Origin of the sequence: Granulimonas faecalis, assembly GCF_022834715.1 — a bacterium.
Lineage (GTDB): Bacteria > Actinomycetota > Coriobacteriia > Coriobacteriales > Atopobiaceae > Granulimonas > Granulimonas faecalis.
Window position 1 is genome coordinate 1,966,397 of sequence record NZ_BQKC01000001.1, and the last position, 18,176, is coordinate 1,984,572.

Genomic DNA, 18,176 nt, shown 5'->3' on the forward strand with positions numbered 1-18,176 from the left:
ACTTCACTAGGAGTGCGCGAGCTCGAACCCGGCGGCCTTGACGGCCTCCTCGACCTGCTCGGGCGTGAGGTCGCCCTCGAAGGTCACGGTGCCCGAGGCGGAATCGGCGGCGACGGCGGTAGCGCCGCGGTCCTCGAGCTCCATGGTCACGAGCATCTCGCAGTGCTTGCAGTGCATTCCCGATACGGAAATCTTTCCCATAGCTTCCTCCTTGCATAATCGGGATACGAGAAGGGGCCCGCCAGGCGGGCCCCTCCGATACTACCGTGAACCGCCAGCTCACTCTGCGGCGGCCACCATGGTCCGCACCTTCTCCTGAAGGTCGTCCAAGTAGGCCTGGTCGGGGCGCCAGTTGAGGCTCACCGGGTCCAGGGGCAGCTGGAAGCCGGTGTCGGCGAGCACCTGCTGCACCTGCTTCTGGGCCACCGGCGCCCAGCCGTAGGAGCCGAAGGCCAGGCCGACGCGGGTGTCGTTGCGCGGGGAGAGGCCGCGGAAGTACGTGAGGAACTTGGCGACGTTGGGCATCATCTGCATGTTGAGGGTGGAGGAACCCACGCACACGTACTTGCAGTCGAGGATGTAGGCCAGGATGTCGCTCTCGTGGGTGTACTTGAGGTCGAAGTACCGGCAGTCGACCTCCTCCTGCACGAAGGCCTCGCAGATGGCCTTGGCCATCTTCTCGGTGGAGTCCCACATGGTGTCGTAGACGATGGCGCACTTGTCCACGCGCTCGTTCTTGGTCCAGCGGCTGTAGCACTCGAGGATGTCGGGGATATGCTCGGTCCAGATGACGCCGTGGGCAGGGCAGATCATCTCGAGGTCCAGGCCCTCCACGGCGGCGAGGGCCTTGGCGGCCTGCATGCCGTAGGGCTGTACGATGTTGGCGTAGTACTTGCGGGCCTGCTTCATGACCTCGCAGCAGTCGGAGTCCACGTCGAAGCGCGTGGTGGACGCGAAGTGCTGGCCGAAGGCGTCGTTGGAGAAGAGCACCTTGTCGTACTCGTCATAGGTGACCATGTTGTCGGGCCAGTGGACCATGGGGGTCTCGATGAACGTGAGGGTGCGCTTGCCGATGTTCAGGGTGTCGCCGGTCTTGACGGGCTGGAAGTCGATGCCCGCGCCCTGGTAATGCTTGGCGAGCTCGCCGACGGCCTTGGTGCTGCAGTAGAAGGTGGCGTTGGGGCAGGCCTGGGCGACGAGGGGCAGGCTGCCGGAGTGGTCCATCTCCACATGGTTGGTAATGACGACGTCGATCTTGGCGGGGTCGATCACGGACGACACACGCTGGAGCAGCTCGCCGTGGAACTTCTCCTTGACGGTGTCGATGAGGGTGACCTTCTCGTCCACGATCAGGTAGGCGTTGTAGGTGATGCCCTTCTCGGTGGTGTAGCCGTGGAAGTGGCGCTCGTTCCAGTCGAGGGCACCCACCCAATAGACATCGGGCTTGATCTGCTGTGCGACCTGCATCAAAGCTCCTTTCAAGCCCCGGGGCATCCCGGGCGCGCGGGCCGGCCCGCGGTCGGGGCCGGAGTGACGGTCTGCGTCTGAATGTACCCCCATAAGGGGCGGCGGACCCCATCACGGCGCCTTTCGATGGAGCTTCCACGGGTTTTGGCGGTTTGGCATACCAAGGGGCGGGGCGGGACCTCGACACCCGGCCGGGCACGGCGCCCCCTCCTCGGCACCCAGCCCCCTCGGCACCTGAATGCGATTGAGGGCGACCCTGGGGGCCGACGGGGGCCGAAAACCGCCCCCAACCGCGTTCAGGCAGGCAGAATCCGCCCCTGGACGCGTTCAGGTGCGGAGGAGGCCACCCTCGGACGCATTCAGGTGCCGAGTGGGGCGCGGCTGGGCGTTAGGACGTCAGCCCTTGCAGCGCCTGCTGCCCTTGAGCACCCGGAGGGCACCGGCCGTGACCGCGGCCACGCCAGCGCCGATCCACGGCAGGAGGGGCGCCACCACGTCGCCGGTCTTGGCGATCAGGCCGGTGACGGGCACCACCACGGCCTTGAGGGGCTCGGGCAGCTTCTCCACCAGGTCGGAGGGCCGCCCGGGCGTGCCGGGCCCCTGGGGCTCGCCAGGCCCACCGGGCCCGCCAGGCTCGCCGGGAGTCGAGGGGCCCTCGGGGGCGGTGTAGGTGTTCACGAACTCCATGGGGGCGTCGGCCGGGCAAGCCTCGTCCACATCCGCGCCGTCGTCGGACCTGACCCGCGTGACGGAGACGGACCTGGAGAGCCCGCCGGTGGCCTCATCCTCGGTCACCTCGTAGACCACCCGGTACAGGGCCTGGGAGTAGGCCATGGACTCCTCTGAGCCGGCCTTCTCGCCCACGAGGTAGGAGTAGGTGCCGGGCTCGGAGAAGGTCACCGCGCCGAAGGTCCCCATGGGGCTCTCCTCGGTGGCCGTCACGGTAGCGGGGTCGGGCATGGGCGCGCCCTCGGTCTCGGCGGTGACCACGAGGTCGAACGCGTCGTCGTCGGTCCAGTCGCGGCCCACGAGGACCTTCTTGGCAGCCACGCCGAAGACCGGGTCGACGACGGGGGTGGTCGTGAAGGTGCTGTCGAACACCGCCTCGCCGCCCGCCACCTCATGGGTGGCGGAGAGCGTGCCGTCGCCGTCGTCCACCACGGTGGTGGTCACGGTGTAGACGGCGTCGTCGTAGGTGATGCCGGGCTTCCCGTCGTTCACCTCGACCAGGGTGTAGGCGTACACGCCGGGCTGGGTGTAGGTGACCGGGGATAGGGTCACGGTGCCGTCGGTGCCGTCGGCGCCGTTGGTGCCGCTGGCCGCCACCTCGCCGTCCTCATCCACGAGCTGGAACCGGAACTCGCCGTCGGCCAGGGGGCGGCCCGCGAGCTCCTTGGTGGTGCTCACGCGGCCGGAGCCCTCGGCGGTGCCGGTGGGGTTGCCGGCCTTGGGGATGGCCGCCCAGCGGGCGTTGCCCAGCAGCGGGGAGCCGATGCGGGTGGCCACGGCGCCGTCCACCACCTCGACGGAGTCCTGGGCCATGAGCTCGGCGCCGCTGAAGGGCACCACGCACTGCACGATGCGGGCGGAACCCTGGCGGTGGTAGTCGACGACCACGTAGTAGGTGCCGTCGGGGTCGATCTGGTCGAGGGAGGTGAGCTGGGTGCCCACGCTGCCGCCCTCGCCCAGCTCCCCTTCGGTGCCGTCACCGTAGACGGGGCGGTTGGCCTGGAAGTAATAGAAGCGGTTGCTGGCCGAGGGGGCGAAGGTCACCATGGCGTCGCCCACGGTCCGGGTGCTGTCAGGCCCCTCGGCGTCGGCGGCGCCCTTGGCGCTGTAGCGGTTGCTGTAGAAGTCCACGCCGCCGTCGGCGTTGCGGTGGGCGGCCTTGTAGTCGGCGTCCACCCGGGTCAGGTCCACCGCCCCGTTTGAGATCACGGCGTCGGAGAAGCCCACGGTGTAGTGGAGCCTGAACGGCTGGGCCTCCACCGACCCGCGGTTGGAGGTGTAGTCGGTCTGGTTGCCGCTCCCGTCGACGGTGATCGTCTCCACGCGCACCGGCAGGGCGTCGGCGGGGAGCACGCAGGTGAGCTCCTCGGTGCCGTCGTCGCCGGTGTCAACGGACACCTTGATGTCGCCGAGGTTGAAGGAGGTCCCGTACACCGGGTTGACGACCTCCCGGCTGGGAAGGGAGTAGGTACCGTCGGCGTTCTCGGTCACCGGGTAGGTGGTGCCGAAGAGCTCCACCCCCTGCACCTCCCTCACGGTCATGTAGCGGCCGATGGGGTCGCGGTAGGTGAGGGGCGTCGCCGCCTCGCCCATGGCGTCGGTCACCGGGTTGAAGGCGGTCTGCTGGAGCTGGGTGATGATGCTGGCGAAGATGTCGGATAGGTCGTCGGTGCCGGCCACGTAGGCGCCGTCGTTGTAGGCGAGCGACGATATGTCGTCGGCGGCGGCGGGGTGGTTGAGGGTGACGTTGACAGGTCGTTGAAATGGCCGGGTTCCATTGAGGTTCACCTGCACCGAAGGGCGCCCCCCACTGCGGTAGGTGTTCCAGGCGTCGGTTATATCCTTGGCCTGGGAGGAGAGGGGGCCGTTGGCAGGGTCGAGGTAGCGGGCCGGGTCGAGGGTGACGTTGGCGAGGCTGAGCTCGTTGCCGGCGAGGTCACCCACGCGAACGGTGAAGACCCGGGTGCTCGAGGCGCCGTCCACGCCGTAGTGCCTGTCCACCTGCCTTCGACGGCCACGGTGACGTCAGGGCGACCGCTGGCGGTCACGGTGAGCCTGCGCGCCCCTGTGCCACTTGAGCCCCGGTAGATGAACCTCGTCTCGTCGTAGTGGCCCAGGGGCAGGACCGGGTCGGACCGGTTGGCGTCATAGGTACCGCTGCCGAAGGTGCTCACGGCCGCGCGGTTATAGGGGTTGGCCTCCATGAGCTGCCTGACCGTGCTGTCGAGGACCTCGGTGGCGGCCTCCATGCGCCCGTTGTCCATGGACCCGGACAGGTCCACGATGAAGGCCACGTCCAGGGGGTTCTCGACCTCCCTGTTGACAACCCTCGACGACCCCAAGGCGGAGAAGGTGGCGTGGAAGACCCCCCCCCGGGCGCCTTGGGCGGCGTCGGTGGTCACCGACTTGTCGGTCCACACACGGCCGGCAAAACGGCTGTTGAGGGGTTCCTCGTTGCCGAGGATGGCGCTGAAGCCGTCGGCCGTGGAGGGGTCGGCCACCCACGTCATGGTCTGGGTCGAGGCCCCCGCCGTGGTGGCCCCCACGGCGACGACGGCCGCCACGGCCGCTGCCAGCAGGGCGGCGACCCGGCACAGGCCCGGGCGTTTCCGGGGGCTCGTCTGCCGAAGGAGCCCGAGGCGCCTCACGTCCATGGTCTCTCTCCTTCTTGCCTGTATATAGAGTGCGCATAGAGCAGAGAGATACTATCCATCTCTCTGATGCCCTACGGCCGACGCCACGCAGTCTGTCAGTTAGAAAAAGAGTCTTCTGTCATATCCGGATGACGTCAAGAAACGGCGGCGCGAAACCGCCCGGCATCGCCGGCGGCGGAATACCCTTCGCCTGAAATCAAAGGAGGGCGCAATTTAAGGCGCGGGGTCCCCGCACCCCGGGCCCCCTCCTCAAAAAATCGGCAAACGGTTGCCCATGGCCCCGTCCCCGACAGGGTCGCACCCCGCCCCACCAGAAAAAGGCGCCCCCGACGGCACGGAACCGTCAGGGGCGCCCTCGGGCGCTCGGATATGGGTGGCCCGAGCCCACGCCCGGTCCGGCAGGAGGCTACCTCCCCTGGCTGCGACACTCCTGGTACTCCTTGGCCAGGCGCTCCTGGACGTCGTGGGGCACCTGCTCGTAGCCCTCCACCTCGATGGTGTACTCGCCGGTGCCGCGGGAGAGCGACCTCAGGCGGGTGGCGTAGTCCACCACCTCGGCGTAGGGGGCGCGGGCCCGGATGGAGACCTCGCCCTTGTCGGTGGTCTCCATGCCCTCCACGCGGCCGCGGGAGGCCGAGATGTCGCCCATGATGGAGCCGGCGTAGCTCTCGGGCACGGTGATCTGCAGGGTGGCCATGGGCTCGAGCAGCACGGCCTCGGCCTGGGACACGGCGTCCTGGAAGCCCAGGCGCGCGGCGGTGCGGAACGCCATCTCGTTGGAGTCCACCGGGTGGAACTGGCCGTCGTAGAGGGCCACCTTGACGTCGATCATGGGGTAGCCGGCCAGCACGCCATCGCGCATGGTCTCCTGGGCGCCCTTGTCCACCGCGGGGATGAAGCCGCGGGGCACGGCACCGCCCACGACCTCGTCGAGGAACTCGTAGCCGCCGTCGGGGTTGGGCTCGATGCGGATGCGCACGTCGGCGAACTGCCCGGCGCCGCCGGTCTGCTTCTTGTGGCGGCCGTGGCCCGTGGCGGTGCGGCGGATGGTCTCGCGGTACGGGATGCGCAGGGGCACGGTGTGGGCGCCCACGTTGGCGCGGCTCTCCAGTCGGTCCAGCAGCACGGAGACCTGGGCCTCGCCGATGGCGCTGATCACGGTCTGGCCGGTGTCCTCGTCGCGGTCCACCTTGAGGGTGGGGTCGGCGTCGGCCATCTTCTCGAGGAAGGTGAAGAGCTTGTCCTCGCTGCCGCGCTGATCGGCCTCGATGGCGATGCGGTAGAGCGAGTTGGGGAAGCGGAACGCCGCGGCCTCCACCTTGCCGGTGGCCGAGAGCGTGTCGCCGGTCTGGGCGTCGAGCTTGGGCACCACCACGATGTCGCCGGCCTCCGCGCTCCTCACCTCGGTGGTGTCGCGGCCCATCATGCGGTAGAGGTGCGCCAGGCGCTCGGTCTTGCGGGTGCGGGCATTGACGAGCTCCAGGCCCGGCGTGACGGTGCCGGTGAGCACCTTGGCAAAGGCGAGGCGGCCCTGCTGGGGGTCGTTGAGGATCTTGAAGACGAAGACCACCGGGCGGTCGTCGTCGGGGTCCACGTCGAGCAGCTCGCCGTTGACCAGCGGGACCTTGCCGTAGGTGTCGGGGCTGGGGAAGTACGCCACGATGTCGTCCAGGAGGGAGACGACGCCCTCCTCCTTGGTGCACACGCCCGCGAACACCGGCACGAAGATGCGCTCGGCGATAGCGCGGGAGAGCAGGCCCTCGACCTCGTCGTCCGTGAGAGGCTCGCCTTCCAGGTACTTCATCATAAGGTCGTCGTCGGCCTCCACCACAAGGTCGCAGATGGCGTCACGGGCGGCCTGGGCGGCGCCCACGTACTGCTCGGGCAGGTCGAAGACCTGGGCCTTGCCGTCGGGGCCGAGGCGGCGGCCCTTCATGCGGATGACGTCGATGATGCCCTCGAAGTCGCTGCCCACCCCCATGGGCAGCGTCACGGGGGCGAGGCGGTTGCCGAAGCGCTCGGTGAGCGCCGCGAGGGTGTCGTCGTAGGCGGTCTCGGAGCGGTCGATGCGGTTGACGAAGACCGCGCGCGCCAGGGAGAGGTCCTCGGCCGCGTACCAGAGGCGCGTGGTGGTGGACTGGGCGCCCGAGGCGGCGTCCACCACGAAGACCGCGGTCTCGCAGGCGGCCATGGCCGAGTAGGCGTCGCCGATGAAGTCGGGGTAGCACGGGGCGTCGATGACGTTGAGGCGGCAGCCCTCCCAGTTCACCGGCGCCACGGAGAGCTTGATGGAGAAGGAGCGTTTCTCCTCCTCGGGGTCGTAGTCGAGGGTGGGCTTGGTTCCGGAGTGGCCGCCCAGGCGGTTGGTGGCACCGCTCAGGTGGAGCATGGCCTCGGCGAGCATCGTCTTACCAACGCCACCCTGGCCTACAAGCACGACGTTCTTGACCTTCTCTGCCATGGCTGCCTCCCAATAAGAGACGTCGCCGCGGCCACGGGGCCGCGGCGCGGTTTACCTTCTGTTCAGCCTACCCCACAACTGGTATGGCAGATGTGTCGAATCGGCGCCCGTCCGCGAGCGGCGGGTCGCGCCGGGGCGGGGCCGGCTGGAAATCGCGATTCCATGCCCCCGTGGCCGCCGCCGCAGCGCCGATACCGGCAGGAAACCGCGATCGCAGGCCGTTTTTCCAGCTCCTTCCCCCTCGGATCCGGTCGGAACCGCGATATCAGCCAGCCGAGGCCGGGCGGCACGCCCCCGGAGAGGGCCAGGCCGCCCCCGTCGGCCAGCCCAGGCAATCGTTGGGCCCGTACATCAACGGCCTCCTGCTTGTGCCACACTTTTTGAAGTCGATGAGTCATCGAGGAGAGGAGCCCGTCCATGCTGCGAGTAGGAATGCTCACGAGCGGCGGCGACTGCCAGGCGCTCAACGCCACCATGCGCGCCATCGTGAAGACCCTGGCCTTCAAGACCGAGGGGAAGGTCGAGGTCTACGGCTTCCTCGACGGCTACCAGGGCCTCATCTACAACCGCTACACCCGACTCTCGCCCGAGGACTTCGCCGGCTCGCTCACCCACGGCGGCACCATCCTGGGTACGAGCCGCACCCCCTTCAAGGAGCTGGACAAGCCCACGGCCGACGGCGTGCAGAAGGTGCCCGCCATGGTGTCCAACTACCGCAAGCTGGGGCTCGACTGCCTGTTCATGCTGGGCGGCAACGGCTCCACCAAGACGGCCAACCGCCTCTCGCAGGAAGGCCTCAACGTCATCGCACTGCCCAAGACCATCGACAACGACACCTGGGGCACCGACATGACGTTCGGCTTCACGAGCGCCGTGGAGGTGGCCACCAAGTGCATCGACGACATCCGCACCACGGCCACGAGCCACGGCCGCGTGTTCGTCATCGAGATCATGGGCCACAAGGTGGGCTGGATCCCCCTGTACGCCGGCGTTGCCGGCGGGGCCGACGTCATCCTGCTGCCCGAGATCCCCTACGACATCGACAATGTGGTGGAGGCCATCGACGAGGCCCATGCCGACGGCGAGCGTTACGCCATCATCGTGGCCGCCGAGGGCGCCATCTCCAAGGAGGACGCCGCGCTCTCCAAGAAGGAGTACAAGGCCAAACTGGCCAAGCGCGTGATGCCGTCCGTGGCCTACGAGATCGCCGACCAGATCGCCGCCCGCACCGACCGCGAGGTCCGCGTGGCCGTGCCCGGCCACACCCAGCGCGGCGGCCAGCCCGACGCCCAGGACCGCATCTTCGCCATGCAGTGCGGCGTGGAGGCGGCCATGGGCTGCCTTGAGGGCAAGTACGGCTTCATGGTGAGCCAGCGGAAGAGCAGGATGTGCCGCGTGCCCCTCAAGGACGTGGCCGGCAAGCTCAAGTACGTGGACCCGGACGGTGAGATGGTCCGCGAGGCCCGCGATCTGGGCATCTCCTTCGGCGACCGGTAGGGGGCGGGGCGGTCGGGACGGTCAGATCTCCTCGCAGAAGCTCACGAACTCCAGGCGCTGGATGGCGTCGACGAAGGCCTGCTTGCGGTCCATGGTGGGCAGGGTGATGGTGAGGGTGGCAGCCACGAAGGAGCTGCCGCTCTCCCCTCCCGTGAGCAGGAAGTTGTCATAGGCGCAGTCCCAGCTGTGGAGCTTCTTGAGGAACTCCTTGACGGCGTGGCGGCTCTCGAACTCCACGTAGACGTCGAACTTCTTGGAGAAGCGGTGCACCAGGGCGTCCAGCCGCGAGAGCACCGTGAAGGTGAAGATGACGAAGACCAGGGCCAGCAGGGTGGCGTCCACCTGGCCGATGCCGGCGCAGAGGCCGATGCAGGCGCAGACCCACAGGCCGGCGGCGGTAGTGAGGCCTCTGACCTCGTTCTTTCCGGTGACGATGATGGTGCCCACCCCGAGGAAGCCTACGCCGGAGATGACGGCGGCGCCGTTGCGCACCATGTCGAGCTGGGCCCCGGGGATCTCCTCCAGGATGTACTGGCTCACGATCATGGAGAGGGCCGAGCCCAGGCACACGAGCACATGGGTCTTGACGCCGGCGCCCTTGTTCTTGAACTCCCGGGTCATGCCGATGACGGTGCCCACGACCGCGGCCAGGATGAGCCGCAGGAAGACCGCGTCGGTGCTCCACCCGGCCGCCGTGGCCCCGAGGCTCGCGAAGTACTGACCTAGCATGGACGTGCCACCTCCAGGGGCGCCGGACTATCCCTCCCTTGGCTCCATACCCCCTCGGGACCGCGGATGTCCCCTGATTCACGGCCGGCCGGCCAAGCGGCCCCGGAAGCCGCCACGGGCGCGCGAGCCCGTCCCACTGGTCACCCCGTCCCACCACCCGGACACTTTTGTCCCAATGGTCGGGCACTTCTGTCCCAATGACGCCGGGTCCCATGGCGGGGCCACCGCGGCATGGGTGGATGCCAAAAAACGAGAAACAGGCAGAGCGACAGATGGCCGGGCACCGCCGCCACGTGCGGCCGACGCCGACGGGACGGCGGCCCAAGCGGATCACCCGCAGGAGCCTCTACGGGTGAGAAACCGCCCGCAGAATGCTCCGCAGGCGGCAGGGCGGCTCCGCCGGCACCCGCAGAAGCTTCTACGTGCGGAGTGGCGCCCGCAGAACGTTCCATGGGTGCCGGCACCCGCGTGGCAGCAACCGCGCCCGACCAAAATGGGACAAAAGTGCCCGGGTGGTGGGGCGGGGGTGCCCGTCAGCGACGGCGACCCGGGCGCGCTGCCAGCGCCGTCACCGCTGCCGCCGCGGCGCCGAGACCCGCCACGGCGCCCAGGACACCGGCCACGCCAGCCACGTCGCCGGTGACCGGCAGCACCGCGCCGCGACCGTCCAGGGAGAAGTCGTAGGAGGCCTCGGCCAGGAGGTTCCCGTCGCGGTCGAGAAGGCGCACCACCACACGGTAGTCACCGGGACCGTCGGGGACACCGGCTAGGCGCCGCCAGCTGCCGTCGGGCTCCCTCACGTAGTAGACCTCCTCCACGCGGCGGCCCTCGGGGTCGGAGGCGCCGTCGAAGGGCTTGCCGTCCACGAGGACGCGGGGGCGCACCTGACCGTCGACGACGTCCACACCCTCGACCGTCACCACGGGCCGGTCCTTGTCGGGGCTGCCCGGCGCGGGGCCGGGGTCCTCCGCCGGGACAGGCTCCACCACGAAGACGGCGCTACCGGGGCCCCAGGGGCTGTCGGGGTCCGTGGGCACCGACACCACGAGGTAGGTGCCCGGCTCCGTGGGCACGCCCTCCACAGGCTCCCAGTGGCCGGGGTCCACGGGGTCCTGCCTCCAGTAGGTGCGGGTGACCTCCACGGGGTCGCCGTCGGGGGTCGTCTCGGTCACCCGCGGGTCCTGGCCGCTCACGATGTCGTCGGCGGACACCGACACAGGCTCCCTGGAGGGGCCGGGGGCCTCGTCGCCGCCTTCGGTGCCGGTGCCCACGATCCGGAAGACGTCGCTGCCGGGCAGCGCCGGGCTCGGCCCCGGGTTCCGCTCGGAAGACACCACGAGGTAGGTGCCGGGCTCCGTGGGCTCACCGTCCACGGGCTCCCAGCCGTCCCCCACCCTCTTGAAGTAGGAGCGCTCGGTGTCCACGGGGGCACCGTCCAGGGTGTCCGCGATCTGGAGGGGCCCACCCACCGGCACGTCCTGGGCCACGGTGGAGATCTGCCCGTCGCGCACGGGCCGGGGCGCCTTCTCGATGCGCACGTAGGTACCCTCCACGGCGATGCGGTAGTTCCCCAGGGTGTAGCGACCCTCCTCGTCGGGCTCAAGGTCCCGGAGGGCCTCCGGCCGCACGGTCACGAGGTAGAGGCCGGGCGCGGGGTCGGAGGGGTCGAGGCCGCCCATGTCGAAGGAGGCGGCGCCCAGCAGCCCTTCGAGGCTGTCGCCCGCCACGAGGTCGGCCCCGAAGGAGAACGACCCGCCGAAGGGCCGATGGGCGGGGGCCGTCCCCACAGACGTCGAGGTGGTCACCGTGACGTCGCGCGGGGTCACGGTGCCCTTAAGTGTCAGCGAGTCGCCACGGGTGTAGCCGATGACGATCACCTTGTCGGCGTCGGCACCTGTGAGCTCGGTGTCCTTGAGGACGATGGGGTGGGTGCCCACCGAGGAGCCGTCGGGGGCATAGGTCACCTGGGCCGGGTCGAAGGAGAGGGTCACGTCGAAACCGGCGGGCACGAAGGGCAGGATATGGGAGCCGTCGAGGCCGTCGAACGCCGGCGTCCCGTCGTAGACCTTCTCGTAGGACCACCACTCAGGGTCCACGGCCACAAAGAAGTCTGCGTTGGAGTCGGTGTTGGAGTCGGTGTAGTTGCCCTTTTGAGTGGGGATGAACTCGGCGGTGACCCGCTGGCTGCCCAGGCCGTCCGCGGCGCGGGCCGACGAGGGCGCGGCCGGGTTCACCAGGAGGGACCGGTAGTCGTCGGGGCCCACGGTGAGGGTGGCCACCGACTGCCGATAGCCGTCCTCGAGCTCGTCGTCACCCATGTCCGCCACGGCGACCGGCTCTCCCACCTTCTTGCCGTTGACGTAGAACTGCACGGCGCCCTCCGGAGCGGCGCAGGTGAGCGCCTCGGTCACCGCGTCGTCGTGGCGTGGGCTCACATGGGCGGTCAGGCGCACGTCGGCCGTGGAGCCCACCCGCTCCACCTCCAGGCGCGTCTGGGTGTCGGCCGGCGTGATCTCGGCGTAGTCGTAGTAGCAGCGGTGACCGTAGAAGCTCTCGGCAAAGGAGGAGCCGTCCTGGGCGTACTGGTCGGAGCTGATGGTGAGCTTGTACTTGCCCACGTTGGCGTTGAAGCCCTTGGTGATGGCCGAGGCCGTGTCCACCTCGTAGATGTTGGAGCCGTCGCCGGTGTCGGGGCGCCGAATGAGGTCGCCGTTCTCGTCGGTGGCCAGGCGCTGGGACTCCATGACCATGGAGGCGGCGTCGTTGAGCTTGTTCTTGTCCTGACCGGCGGCCACGGGCGGGTTGTCCACCTCCACGGCCTGCTGGGCCACCTCGGAGAGGAGCTTGCCGGAGACGTCCTCGCCCCAGGGCAGGCCGTCATAGCGCTTGGCGAGGTTCTTGAGGGTGGGCACCTTCTCGGGGTCGATGGAGAAGACCACGTACTGCTTGAGGTGGTCTCCGCCGTTCTGGACGTCGTCCATGTAGTAGGGCTCGGTCCTGACCACGTTGCCGTCCTTGTCCACGGCGGTCAGGTTGACGCGCACCTCGCCCTCGGTGGTCTTGGGGAGCCACAGGTAGAGGTTGCCGTTCTCGTCGGTGGAGTGGGGCGAGCCGTAGGGGTACGACACCCCGTTGACCGTCATGGCAAACGACGTGATGCGGGCGTTGGCCCCCAGGGCGCCGGGCACTTTGATGGTGCGCATCATGACCTGACTGCTCTTGTCGAGGGCGCCGTAGGCGGTGTCGGAGGAGAAGTTGGTGTAGAAGTCCGAGGGCAGGTTGTCGGGGTCCACGGGGTCGCCGATGTAGGACTGGTACTTCTCGTTGGTGGTCTTGCCGTTGTCGTGGGTCACCTGGCCGATACGCACCGACCCGCCGGTGACGTAGACCTCGCCGCCCAGGGCGCCGATGGCATGGGCATAGCCGTAGGAGGGGTCCTGGCGGGAGGTGTCGGGCATGATGGTGCCGCCGGTGATGACGATCTTGCGCCCCACGTTCCAGCAGAAGCACCCCTGGCCGATGGCGTTGCCGTGGTCGGCCGAGATGGGGGTCACCACGCCGCCGTTGAAGCGCAGGTTGCCGGCACAGACCTTGGAGTGGACCGGGGTGCCGGAGTTGGCCCCGAAGCCGTTGCCGGGGAGGCGGTCGCTGAGCTTGGCGTCAGGGAACCGGTAGTTGTTCTCCCTGCTGGTGGAGCCTGCGGTGGTGTAGCTGGGGCCACCGCCGCCGATGCCGGCGCCGTGGTAGGAGGCCCAGGCCGTGACCGTGCCACCGTTGAAGGTGATCCAGGTGTCCTCGGTGGTGCCGTGGCCGCCGTGGGAGCCGCCGATGCCGGCGCCGAACCCATAGGTGCCGTCGCCCACGGCCCGGGCCGTGATGGAGCCGCCGTTGAAGGTCATCTCGCCGGTGGTCTCCCAGTCGCTGCCGCCGATGGCCGCGCAGAGGTAGCCGCCCTGGACCTCCAGGGACCCGGGGTTACGGCTCTCAAGGTTGCTGATATTGGTTGTGGGACCATCGGCGCCGGCGGTCCGGACGGCGCCGTCGCGGTCAACGTAGACCGTCCCCTCCTTGATGCGGCCGCCGGTGACGTCCACCGGGGCGCCATCCACGTCCACGTTGGTCACGTCGTCGTCGATGACGAGGACCGTGTCCTCGCCGCAGCGGATACCCGGGGCATAGGCCGACGCGGCGGCCTCGAGGCGGTTGGCGGAGCCGGCCGCCAGGGTGATATGGACGCTGGTCTTGGGGTCGACGGAGTTGCCGGCGGCGTCGCGGTTGCGCTCGATGGTGAACGGCACGTGGGAGGCGATGTCCACCCCGTCCAGCGTGATGTTTGCCTGGGTGCCGGCCTCGATCCACACGGTGGCGTCCACCGTGGCGCCCCCGGTGGAGAGGGTGAGGGGCGTCGAGGAGCAGATCACCAGCTTCTTGAGGGTGCTCGTGACGGGGCTGCCGGGGTTTCGCGTCCAGGTCTCGGAGGCGAAGTAGTAGTCGCGCCCCTCCACGCCGCCGGTGACGGTGACGGGGCAGGCATCGGCCGGATGGGTGTAGCCGGCCGGCGGGGCGGCGGCAGCCGGGGTCGCCGGCAGGGCCACCAGGGCCGTGCAGGTGAGGGTGGCAGCGGCCAAGGAGGCCAGGGTGCGGGTGAGAGAGTTCATTTGTACCGCCAATCGCCCTATGTTTGCAGTATTTTTGCAGCGTTCTTTAAGTTGGATTTCAAGCGTAGGACCGTAATCTATCCCTGTCAATAAAAGCGGGACAGGCGGGCGGGCGCATACGCATATGAGAGCGGCCCCGCGTATCGCCGGATACACGGGGCCGCTCGAGTTGCGCGCGTCAGTGCGGGGCGGGACCTTAGTTGGTCACGGCCTCGTTCTCGCGGTCGGCCTCGGCGATGATCTTGGCCTTCTCGTCGACGGCCATGTTGGAAAGCTCGTCGGCGTAGATCTTCTTGCCGGTGGGGTGCTCCTCGAGCCAGAGCTTCTCAGCGGTGGCCTTCCAGCTCTCGGCGTAAGGCGTGGTGCGGGCGCAGAGGTCGTCCACGCTCTCGGGGGCGGCGTAGTCGGTGCAGGGGGCGTCGGCCTCGTGGACGATCTGGGGCAGGATCTCGGGGTTCTCCAGCATGGGGCAGGGCTGGAGGAGGTTGTCGTTGAAGGGGTAGTGGGCGCGGTAGGCCTGGAAGATGGGCTGCTGCAGGCACTCCAGCCAGCTCTTGTCGTGGATGTTGGCGTTGGAGTAGTGGATGAAGACGCAAGGCTCCACGTCGCCGGCCGCGTTCACGTGGCAGAACACACGGCCGCCGGCGATGCAGCCGCCCACGTACTCGCCATCGTTCTGGAAGTCCATGGCAAAGATGGGCTTGCCGCCGGTGATGCCGCGGATCTCGCGGATGCGGTGGAACATGTACTCGCGCTCCTCGGGGGTGCACATGAGGTCGGTGCCGGCACCGGCGCCCACGGGCATGAGGTGGAAGTACCAGGCGTAGCGGCAGCCCTTCTCGATGAGCATGTCGAGGTACTCGTCGGAGGTGACGGTCTTGTAGTTCTTGGTGGTGTAGGCGGTGGAGGTGCCAAAGAGCAGGCCGTTGGCCTTCATGAGGTCCATGGCGGCCATGACCTCCTGGAAGGAGCCGTCGCCGCGGCGGCCGTCGTTGGAGTCCTCGAAGCCCTCGACCGAGATGGAGAAGGCGATGTTGCCCACGCGCTTCACGTCGTCGCAGAAGGCCTGGTCGACGAGGGAGGCGTTGGTGAAGATGTTGAACATGCAGTCGTTGTGCTTCTCGGCCAGCTTGACGATGTCCTTCTTGCGCACCAGGGGCTCGCCGCCGGTGAGCATGAACATGTGGGTGCCCAGGGCCTTGGCCTCGGAGACCAGCTTGTCCATGTCGTCGAAGGACAGGTTGTAGCGGTTGCCGTACTCGGCGCTCCAGCAGCCGATGCAGTGCTTGTTGCAGGCCGTGGTGGGGTCGAACAGGATGATCCACGGCGCGTTGCACTGGTACTTCTCGGCGTTCTCCGTGCAGGTGCGCAGGCCACGGAAGGCAGCCTCGTAGCCGCCGTTGAGCACGGCGGTCTTGATGATGTTGTGGTCCACCTCGTCCATGAGGGAGAAGAGGAACTGCTCCCACTTGGACCCGGGGTACAGGCCGGCGCGCAGGCCACGGGCGGCTCCGGGAGCGGTGTCCTTGAGCAGCTTGGAACCCATATCGACAAGCCGGTCGAGGTTCTTCTCGCGGTCCTTGCTGGAGGCGGCGTTGATGATGCCGTCAAGGGCAAAACCGAAGGCGGTACGCTCGGCGGCGTGCGCGATCTTAGACTGCATACTCTCCCCTTGCTGTCATGCGGGCTGTGACCCCGCGTTGTTGGCTGGCTTGCATGTACCCCCTTTTTTTAGGGAGAAGACGCCGGACGGCAAAACCACTCCCCTCACCAAGGTGGCACCGAGCTGTTTTCAACCTGTAGGCAATCAAGCCCACAGCGGAGATAACCGCTGCTCCAGCCCCCATGTTCTCAAGTGCAACAGTCTACCCCCGACAAGGATTTGATGAGACTGGAGACCGCGCGTGATATACGGGAGTGGCGGCGCGGACGGGTCCCGCGGCGGACGGCGAGGGAAGGCGCCCCGCGAGCGGGACCCGTCCGCAGGGCGCCGAGGGGACGGTCAGACCAGGCCCACGCGGCCCAGGTTCTCGCGGATGTGGGCGCAGCTGGCGTGGAAGGCGGCCTGCTCCGGCCCGGTGAGGTCGGGCACCATGAGGGCCTCCACACCGGAGCCACCCACGACGCAGGGCACGGAGCAGAACAGGCCCTCCTCGCCGTAGACGCCGTCCATGAGGGTGGAGCAGGCCAGCACCGCGTGCTCGTTGGACACCACGGCCCGCACCAGACGCGCGGCGGCGTTGGCCACGGCGTACTCGGTGCACATCTTGCCGGCCATGGCCACGTAACCGCCCCGGCGCGCGGCGTCCTCCAGAGCCGGCCTGTCGAGAGAGAAGCGCGCCGGCTCCTCGCGCTCCAGCTCGGCCAGGGGCTTGCCGCCAAAGTTCACCTGGCTCCAGCAGGCGAACTGCGTGGCCCCGTGCTCGCCGAGCATGTAGGCGCCCACGGAGTGCTGGTCGATGCCCGTCTCGCGGGAGAGCACATGCCTGAACCGGGCGGAGTCCAGCTGGGTGCCGGTGCCGATGACGCGGCGCGGGTCGAAGCCGCCGAGCTTCCAGATCTGGGTCGCCACGACGTCGCAGGGGTTGGCGACGGTCACCCACACGCCGGAGAAGCCCGCGCGGGCGAGCACGGGGATGAAACGGCGGGCGGTGTCGGTGGTGTAGAAGAGCTCGCCGTCGCGGTCCTGGGCGGCAAGGCGCACCTTGCCGGCGGCGTTGACCACGACGTCGCACGAGGCCAGGGCGGCGTAGTCCTCGCCGCAGCTCTCGATGCGCACGTTGTGGGAGCAGAAGGCCAGGCTGTCGGAGAGGTCCTGGACCTCGGCGGCCAGCTTCCTGGAGTTGTCCTCGTCACCGGAGGCGATGTCGCAGAGCAGGAGCTCGTCGGCGATGCCCTGGAGCATGAGGCTGTTGGCCACGTGGGCGCCCACGTGGCCCAGGCCGATGATGCCGACGGATACGCACGTTCCCATGAGCGGGTCCTTTCACGCGAAGGGGCGCCCGGCCGCGGCGGTCGGGCGCCCCCATGCTACCGGCTATCGCGGCGCGGCGGCAGGCAGGCCGCGTGACACGTCACCCCACGGTCACGAACGGCCGTGCGGCGGCGTCACCGCCCGAGACGTCAGAAGGAGACGTACTCCCACGTCACGACGTCTCCGTCCGCGACCTCATACTCCCCGCAGCCCACCGTGGGCTGCTCGCCGTTGACGGAGTAGGTCCAGCCGGAGTTACCCTCGGCGGCCTTGCCGTCGATGGAGGTCACATAGGCGCCGTAGGAGCCGTCGCTCGACTCGAACTCCACCCCCGACGCCTTCAGGACGTCGAGGACCGTCGAGCCGTCGGGCACCTCCACGGCCTTCTCCCCGTCGCCGACCCTCTGGGTCACCGAGACGGACGCCTGCTGCTGCCCGGACGCCTGCTGCTGCCCCTCCGCGGACGCGGAGGGGGCGGCGGAGCAGGCGCCGAGGGTCGGTGCCGCAGCGATGAGCGCGGCGGCGAGCAACGCCGCGACGCGGCCGCGCAGGGGCGGCGTGCGGCGGTGGGCTGCGAGGTCCTGGGTTGTCTTGCGGTTCATGGGCGTGCCTTCCTCTCGTCGATTGCCCGTCTTTCCCGTCTGGGAGAGCGGCGCGGCGGGGAGGGACGACCCGGTCTGCCGGGACGGTACCCGGGCGAGGGCGCCGGGTCACAGGGGCAGGCGGGGCATCACAGCACCGGTAACCACGACCCACACGCCCGGGACGGTCGAACCTATCGAGGACAGGCAAGTCTCCTGACTCACGGGTGTCGGCCTTGGCCGACGGTGCGGGCCCCTTCTCGGGACCGGGCCCAATGGGTATGCGCCCGCACCTTTGCCCGAACACAGTAGTGGCGGCTGTCCCGGACTCAAACCGGGTTCCTTATTAATCTACTAAGCGGACAGCTGTTCGAACCGTGTCCTCGGGTTGCGATGATATGCAGTTGTCTTCAGCCTACCGCATCC

The 18,176-nt window shown here is 68.7% G+C and carries 11 protein-coding genes and 1 riboswitch; of the genes, 1 reads left to right on the plus strand and 10 read right to left on the minus strand.

Annotation, left to right across the window (positions count from 1 at the left end; translation table 11 throughout):
- Nucleotides 1-6 precede the first annotated feature (6 nt).
- The 5 genes from OR600_RS08750 to fusA all read right to left on the minus strand — a co-directional run bounded on the left by OR600_RS08750 (nt 7) and on the right by fusA (nt 7,311).
- Nucleotides 7-201 (minus strand): heavy-metal-associated domain-containing protein, encoded by a 195-nt coding sequence (locus tag OR600_RS08750; protein ID WP_135978387.1) that lies wholly within the window; start codon nt 199-201, stop codon nt 7-9.
- Between the two features lie 78 nt (nt 202-279).
- On the minus strand, nt 280-1,467 hold the full coding sequence (locus tag OR600_RS08755; protein ID WP_265591016.1) for an FprA family A-type flavoprotein: 1,188 nt from the start codon (nt 1,465-1,467) through the stop codon (nt 280-282).
- 396 nt (nt 1,468-1,863) lie between these two features.
- Entirely contained in the window at nt 1,864-3,789 is a 1,926-nt protein-coding gene (locus OR600_RS09925) for a Spy0128 family protein (RefSeq protein ID WP_309295247.1), read from the minus strand.
- 242 nt (nt 3,790-4,031) lie between these two features.
- Nucleotides 4,032-4,850, minus strand: coding sequence for a vWA domain-containing protein (locus OR600_RS08765; RefSeq protein WP_265591017.1), 819 nt, complete (start codon nt 4,848-4,850; stop codon nt 4,032-4,034).
- A 406-nt stretch (nt 4,851-5,256) separates the two neighbouring features.
- Complete coding sequence (gene fusA, locus OR600_RS08770; protein ID WP_265591019.1) at nt 5,257-7,311, minus strand: elongation factor G; 2,055 nt, start codon at nt 7,309-7,311, stop codon at nt 5,257-5,259.
- Between the two features lie 417 nt (nt 7,312-7,728).
- Between fusA and OR600_RS08775 the strand changes: the two genes are divergently transcribed.
- Complete coding sequence (locus OR600_RS08775; protein ID WP_135978383.1) at nt 7,729-8,808, plus strand: 6-phosphofructokinase; 1,080 nt, start codon at nt 7,729-7,731, stop codon at nt 8,806-8,808.
- Nucleotides 8,809-8,829: 21 nt separating this feature from the next.
- Here the strand turns inward: OR600_RS08775 and OR600_RS08780 are convergent, their stop codons facing one another.
- The 5 genes from OR600_RS08780 to OR600_RS08800 form a co-directional block, all read right to left on the minus strand.
- A complete protein-coding gene (locus OR600_RS08780) occupies nt 8,830-9,537 on the minus strand; it encodes an MgtC/SapB family protein (protein ID WP_135978382.1) in 708 nt (235 codons plus the stop codon).
- Between the two features lie 533 nt (nt 9,538-10,070).
- Nucleotides 10,071-14,195, minus strand: a complete 4,125-nt coding sequence (locus tag OR600_RS08785) for a chromosomal replication initiator protein DnaA (protein ID WP_251164149.1) — start codon at nt 14,193-14,195, stop codon at nt 10,071-10,073.
- 196 nt (nt 14,196-14,391) lie between these two features.
- Complete coding sequence (locus tag OR600_RS08790; protein WP_265591020.1) at nt 14,392-15,858, minus strand: radical SAM protein; 1,467 nt, start codon at nt 15,856-15,858, stop codon at nt 14,392-14,394.
- A 339-nt stretch (nt 15,859-16,197) separates the two neighbouring features.
- Nucleotides 16,198-17,169, minus strand: coding sequence for a lactate/malate family dehydrogenase (locus tag OR600_RS08795; RefSeq protein ID WP_135978379.1), 972 nt, complete (start codon nt 17,167-17,169; stop codon nt 16,198-16,200).
- 149 nt (nt 17,170-17,318) lie between these two features.
- On the minus strand, nt 17,319-17,771 hold the full coding sequence (locus tag OR600_RS08800) for a DUF4430 domain-containing protein (RefSeq protein WP_265591021.1): 453 nt from the start codon (nt 17,769-17,771) through the stop codon (nt 17,319-17,321).
- Nucleotides 17,772-17,939: 168 nt separating this feature from the next.
- A riboswitch (cobalamin riboswitch) is annotated at nt 17,940-18,146 on the minus strand.
- Between the last annotated feature and the right edge of the window lie 30 nt (nt 18,147-18,176).

What these genes read in the sequence shown, in the direction of transcription:
- OR600_RS08750 (WP_135978387.1), bottom strand. Translation starts at nt 201, where the DNA reads ATGGGAAAGATTTCCGTATCGGGAATGCACTGCAAGCACTGCGAGATG.
- OR600_RS08755 (WP_265591016.1), bottom strand. Translation starts at nt 1,467, where the DNA reads ATGCAGGTCGCACAGCAGATCAAGCCCGATGTCTATTGGGTGGGTGCC.
- OR600_RS09925 (WP_309295247.1), bottom strand. Translation starts at nt 3,789, where the DNA reads ATGGGCGAGGCGGCGACGCCCCTCACCTACCGCGACCCCATCGGCCGC.
- OR600_RS08765 (WP_265591017.1), bottom strand. Translation starts at nt 4,850, where the DNA reads ATGGACGTGAGGCGCCTCGGGCTCCTTCGGCAGACGAGCCCCCGGAAA.
- fusA (WP_265591019.1), bottom strand. Translation starts at nt 7,311, where the DNA reads ATGGCAGAGAAGGTCAAGAACGTCGTGCTTGTAGGCCAGGGTGGCGTT.
- OR600_RS08775 (WP_135978383.1), top strand. Translation starts at nt 7,729, where the DNA reads ATGCTGCGAGTAGGAATGCTCACGAGCGGCGGCGACTGCCAGGCGCTC.
- OR600_RS08780 (WP_135978382.1), bottom strand. Translation starts at nt 9,537, where the DNA reads ATGCTAGGTCAGTACTTCGCGAGCCTCGGGGCCACGGCGGCCGGGTGG.
- OR600_RS08785 (WP_251164149.1), bottom strand. Translation starts at nt 14,195, where the DNA reads ATGAACTCTCTCACCCGCACCCTGGCCTCCTTGGCCGCTGCCACCCTC.
- OR600_RS08790 (WP_265591020.1), bottom strand. Translation starts at nt 15,858, where the DNA reads ATGCAGTCTAAGATCGCGCACGCCGCCGAGCGTACCGCCTTCGGTTTT.
- OR600_RS08795 (WP_135978379.1), bottom strand. Translation starts at nt 17,169, where the DNA reads ATGGGAACGTGCGTATCCGTCGGCATCATCGGCCTGGGCCACGTGGGC.
- OR600_RS08800 (WP_265591021.1), bottom strand. Translation starts at nt 17,771, where the DNA reads ATGAACCGCAAGACAACCCAGGACCTCGCAGCCCACCGCCGCACGCCG.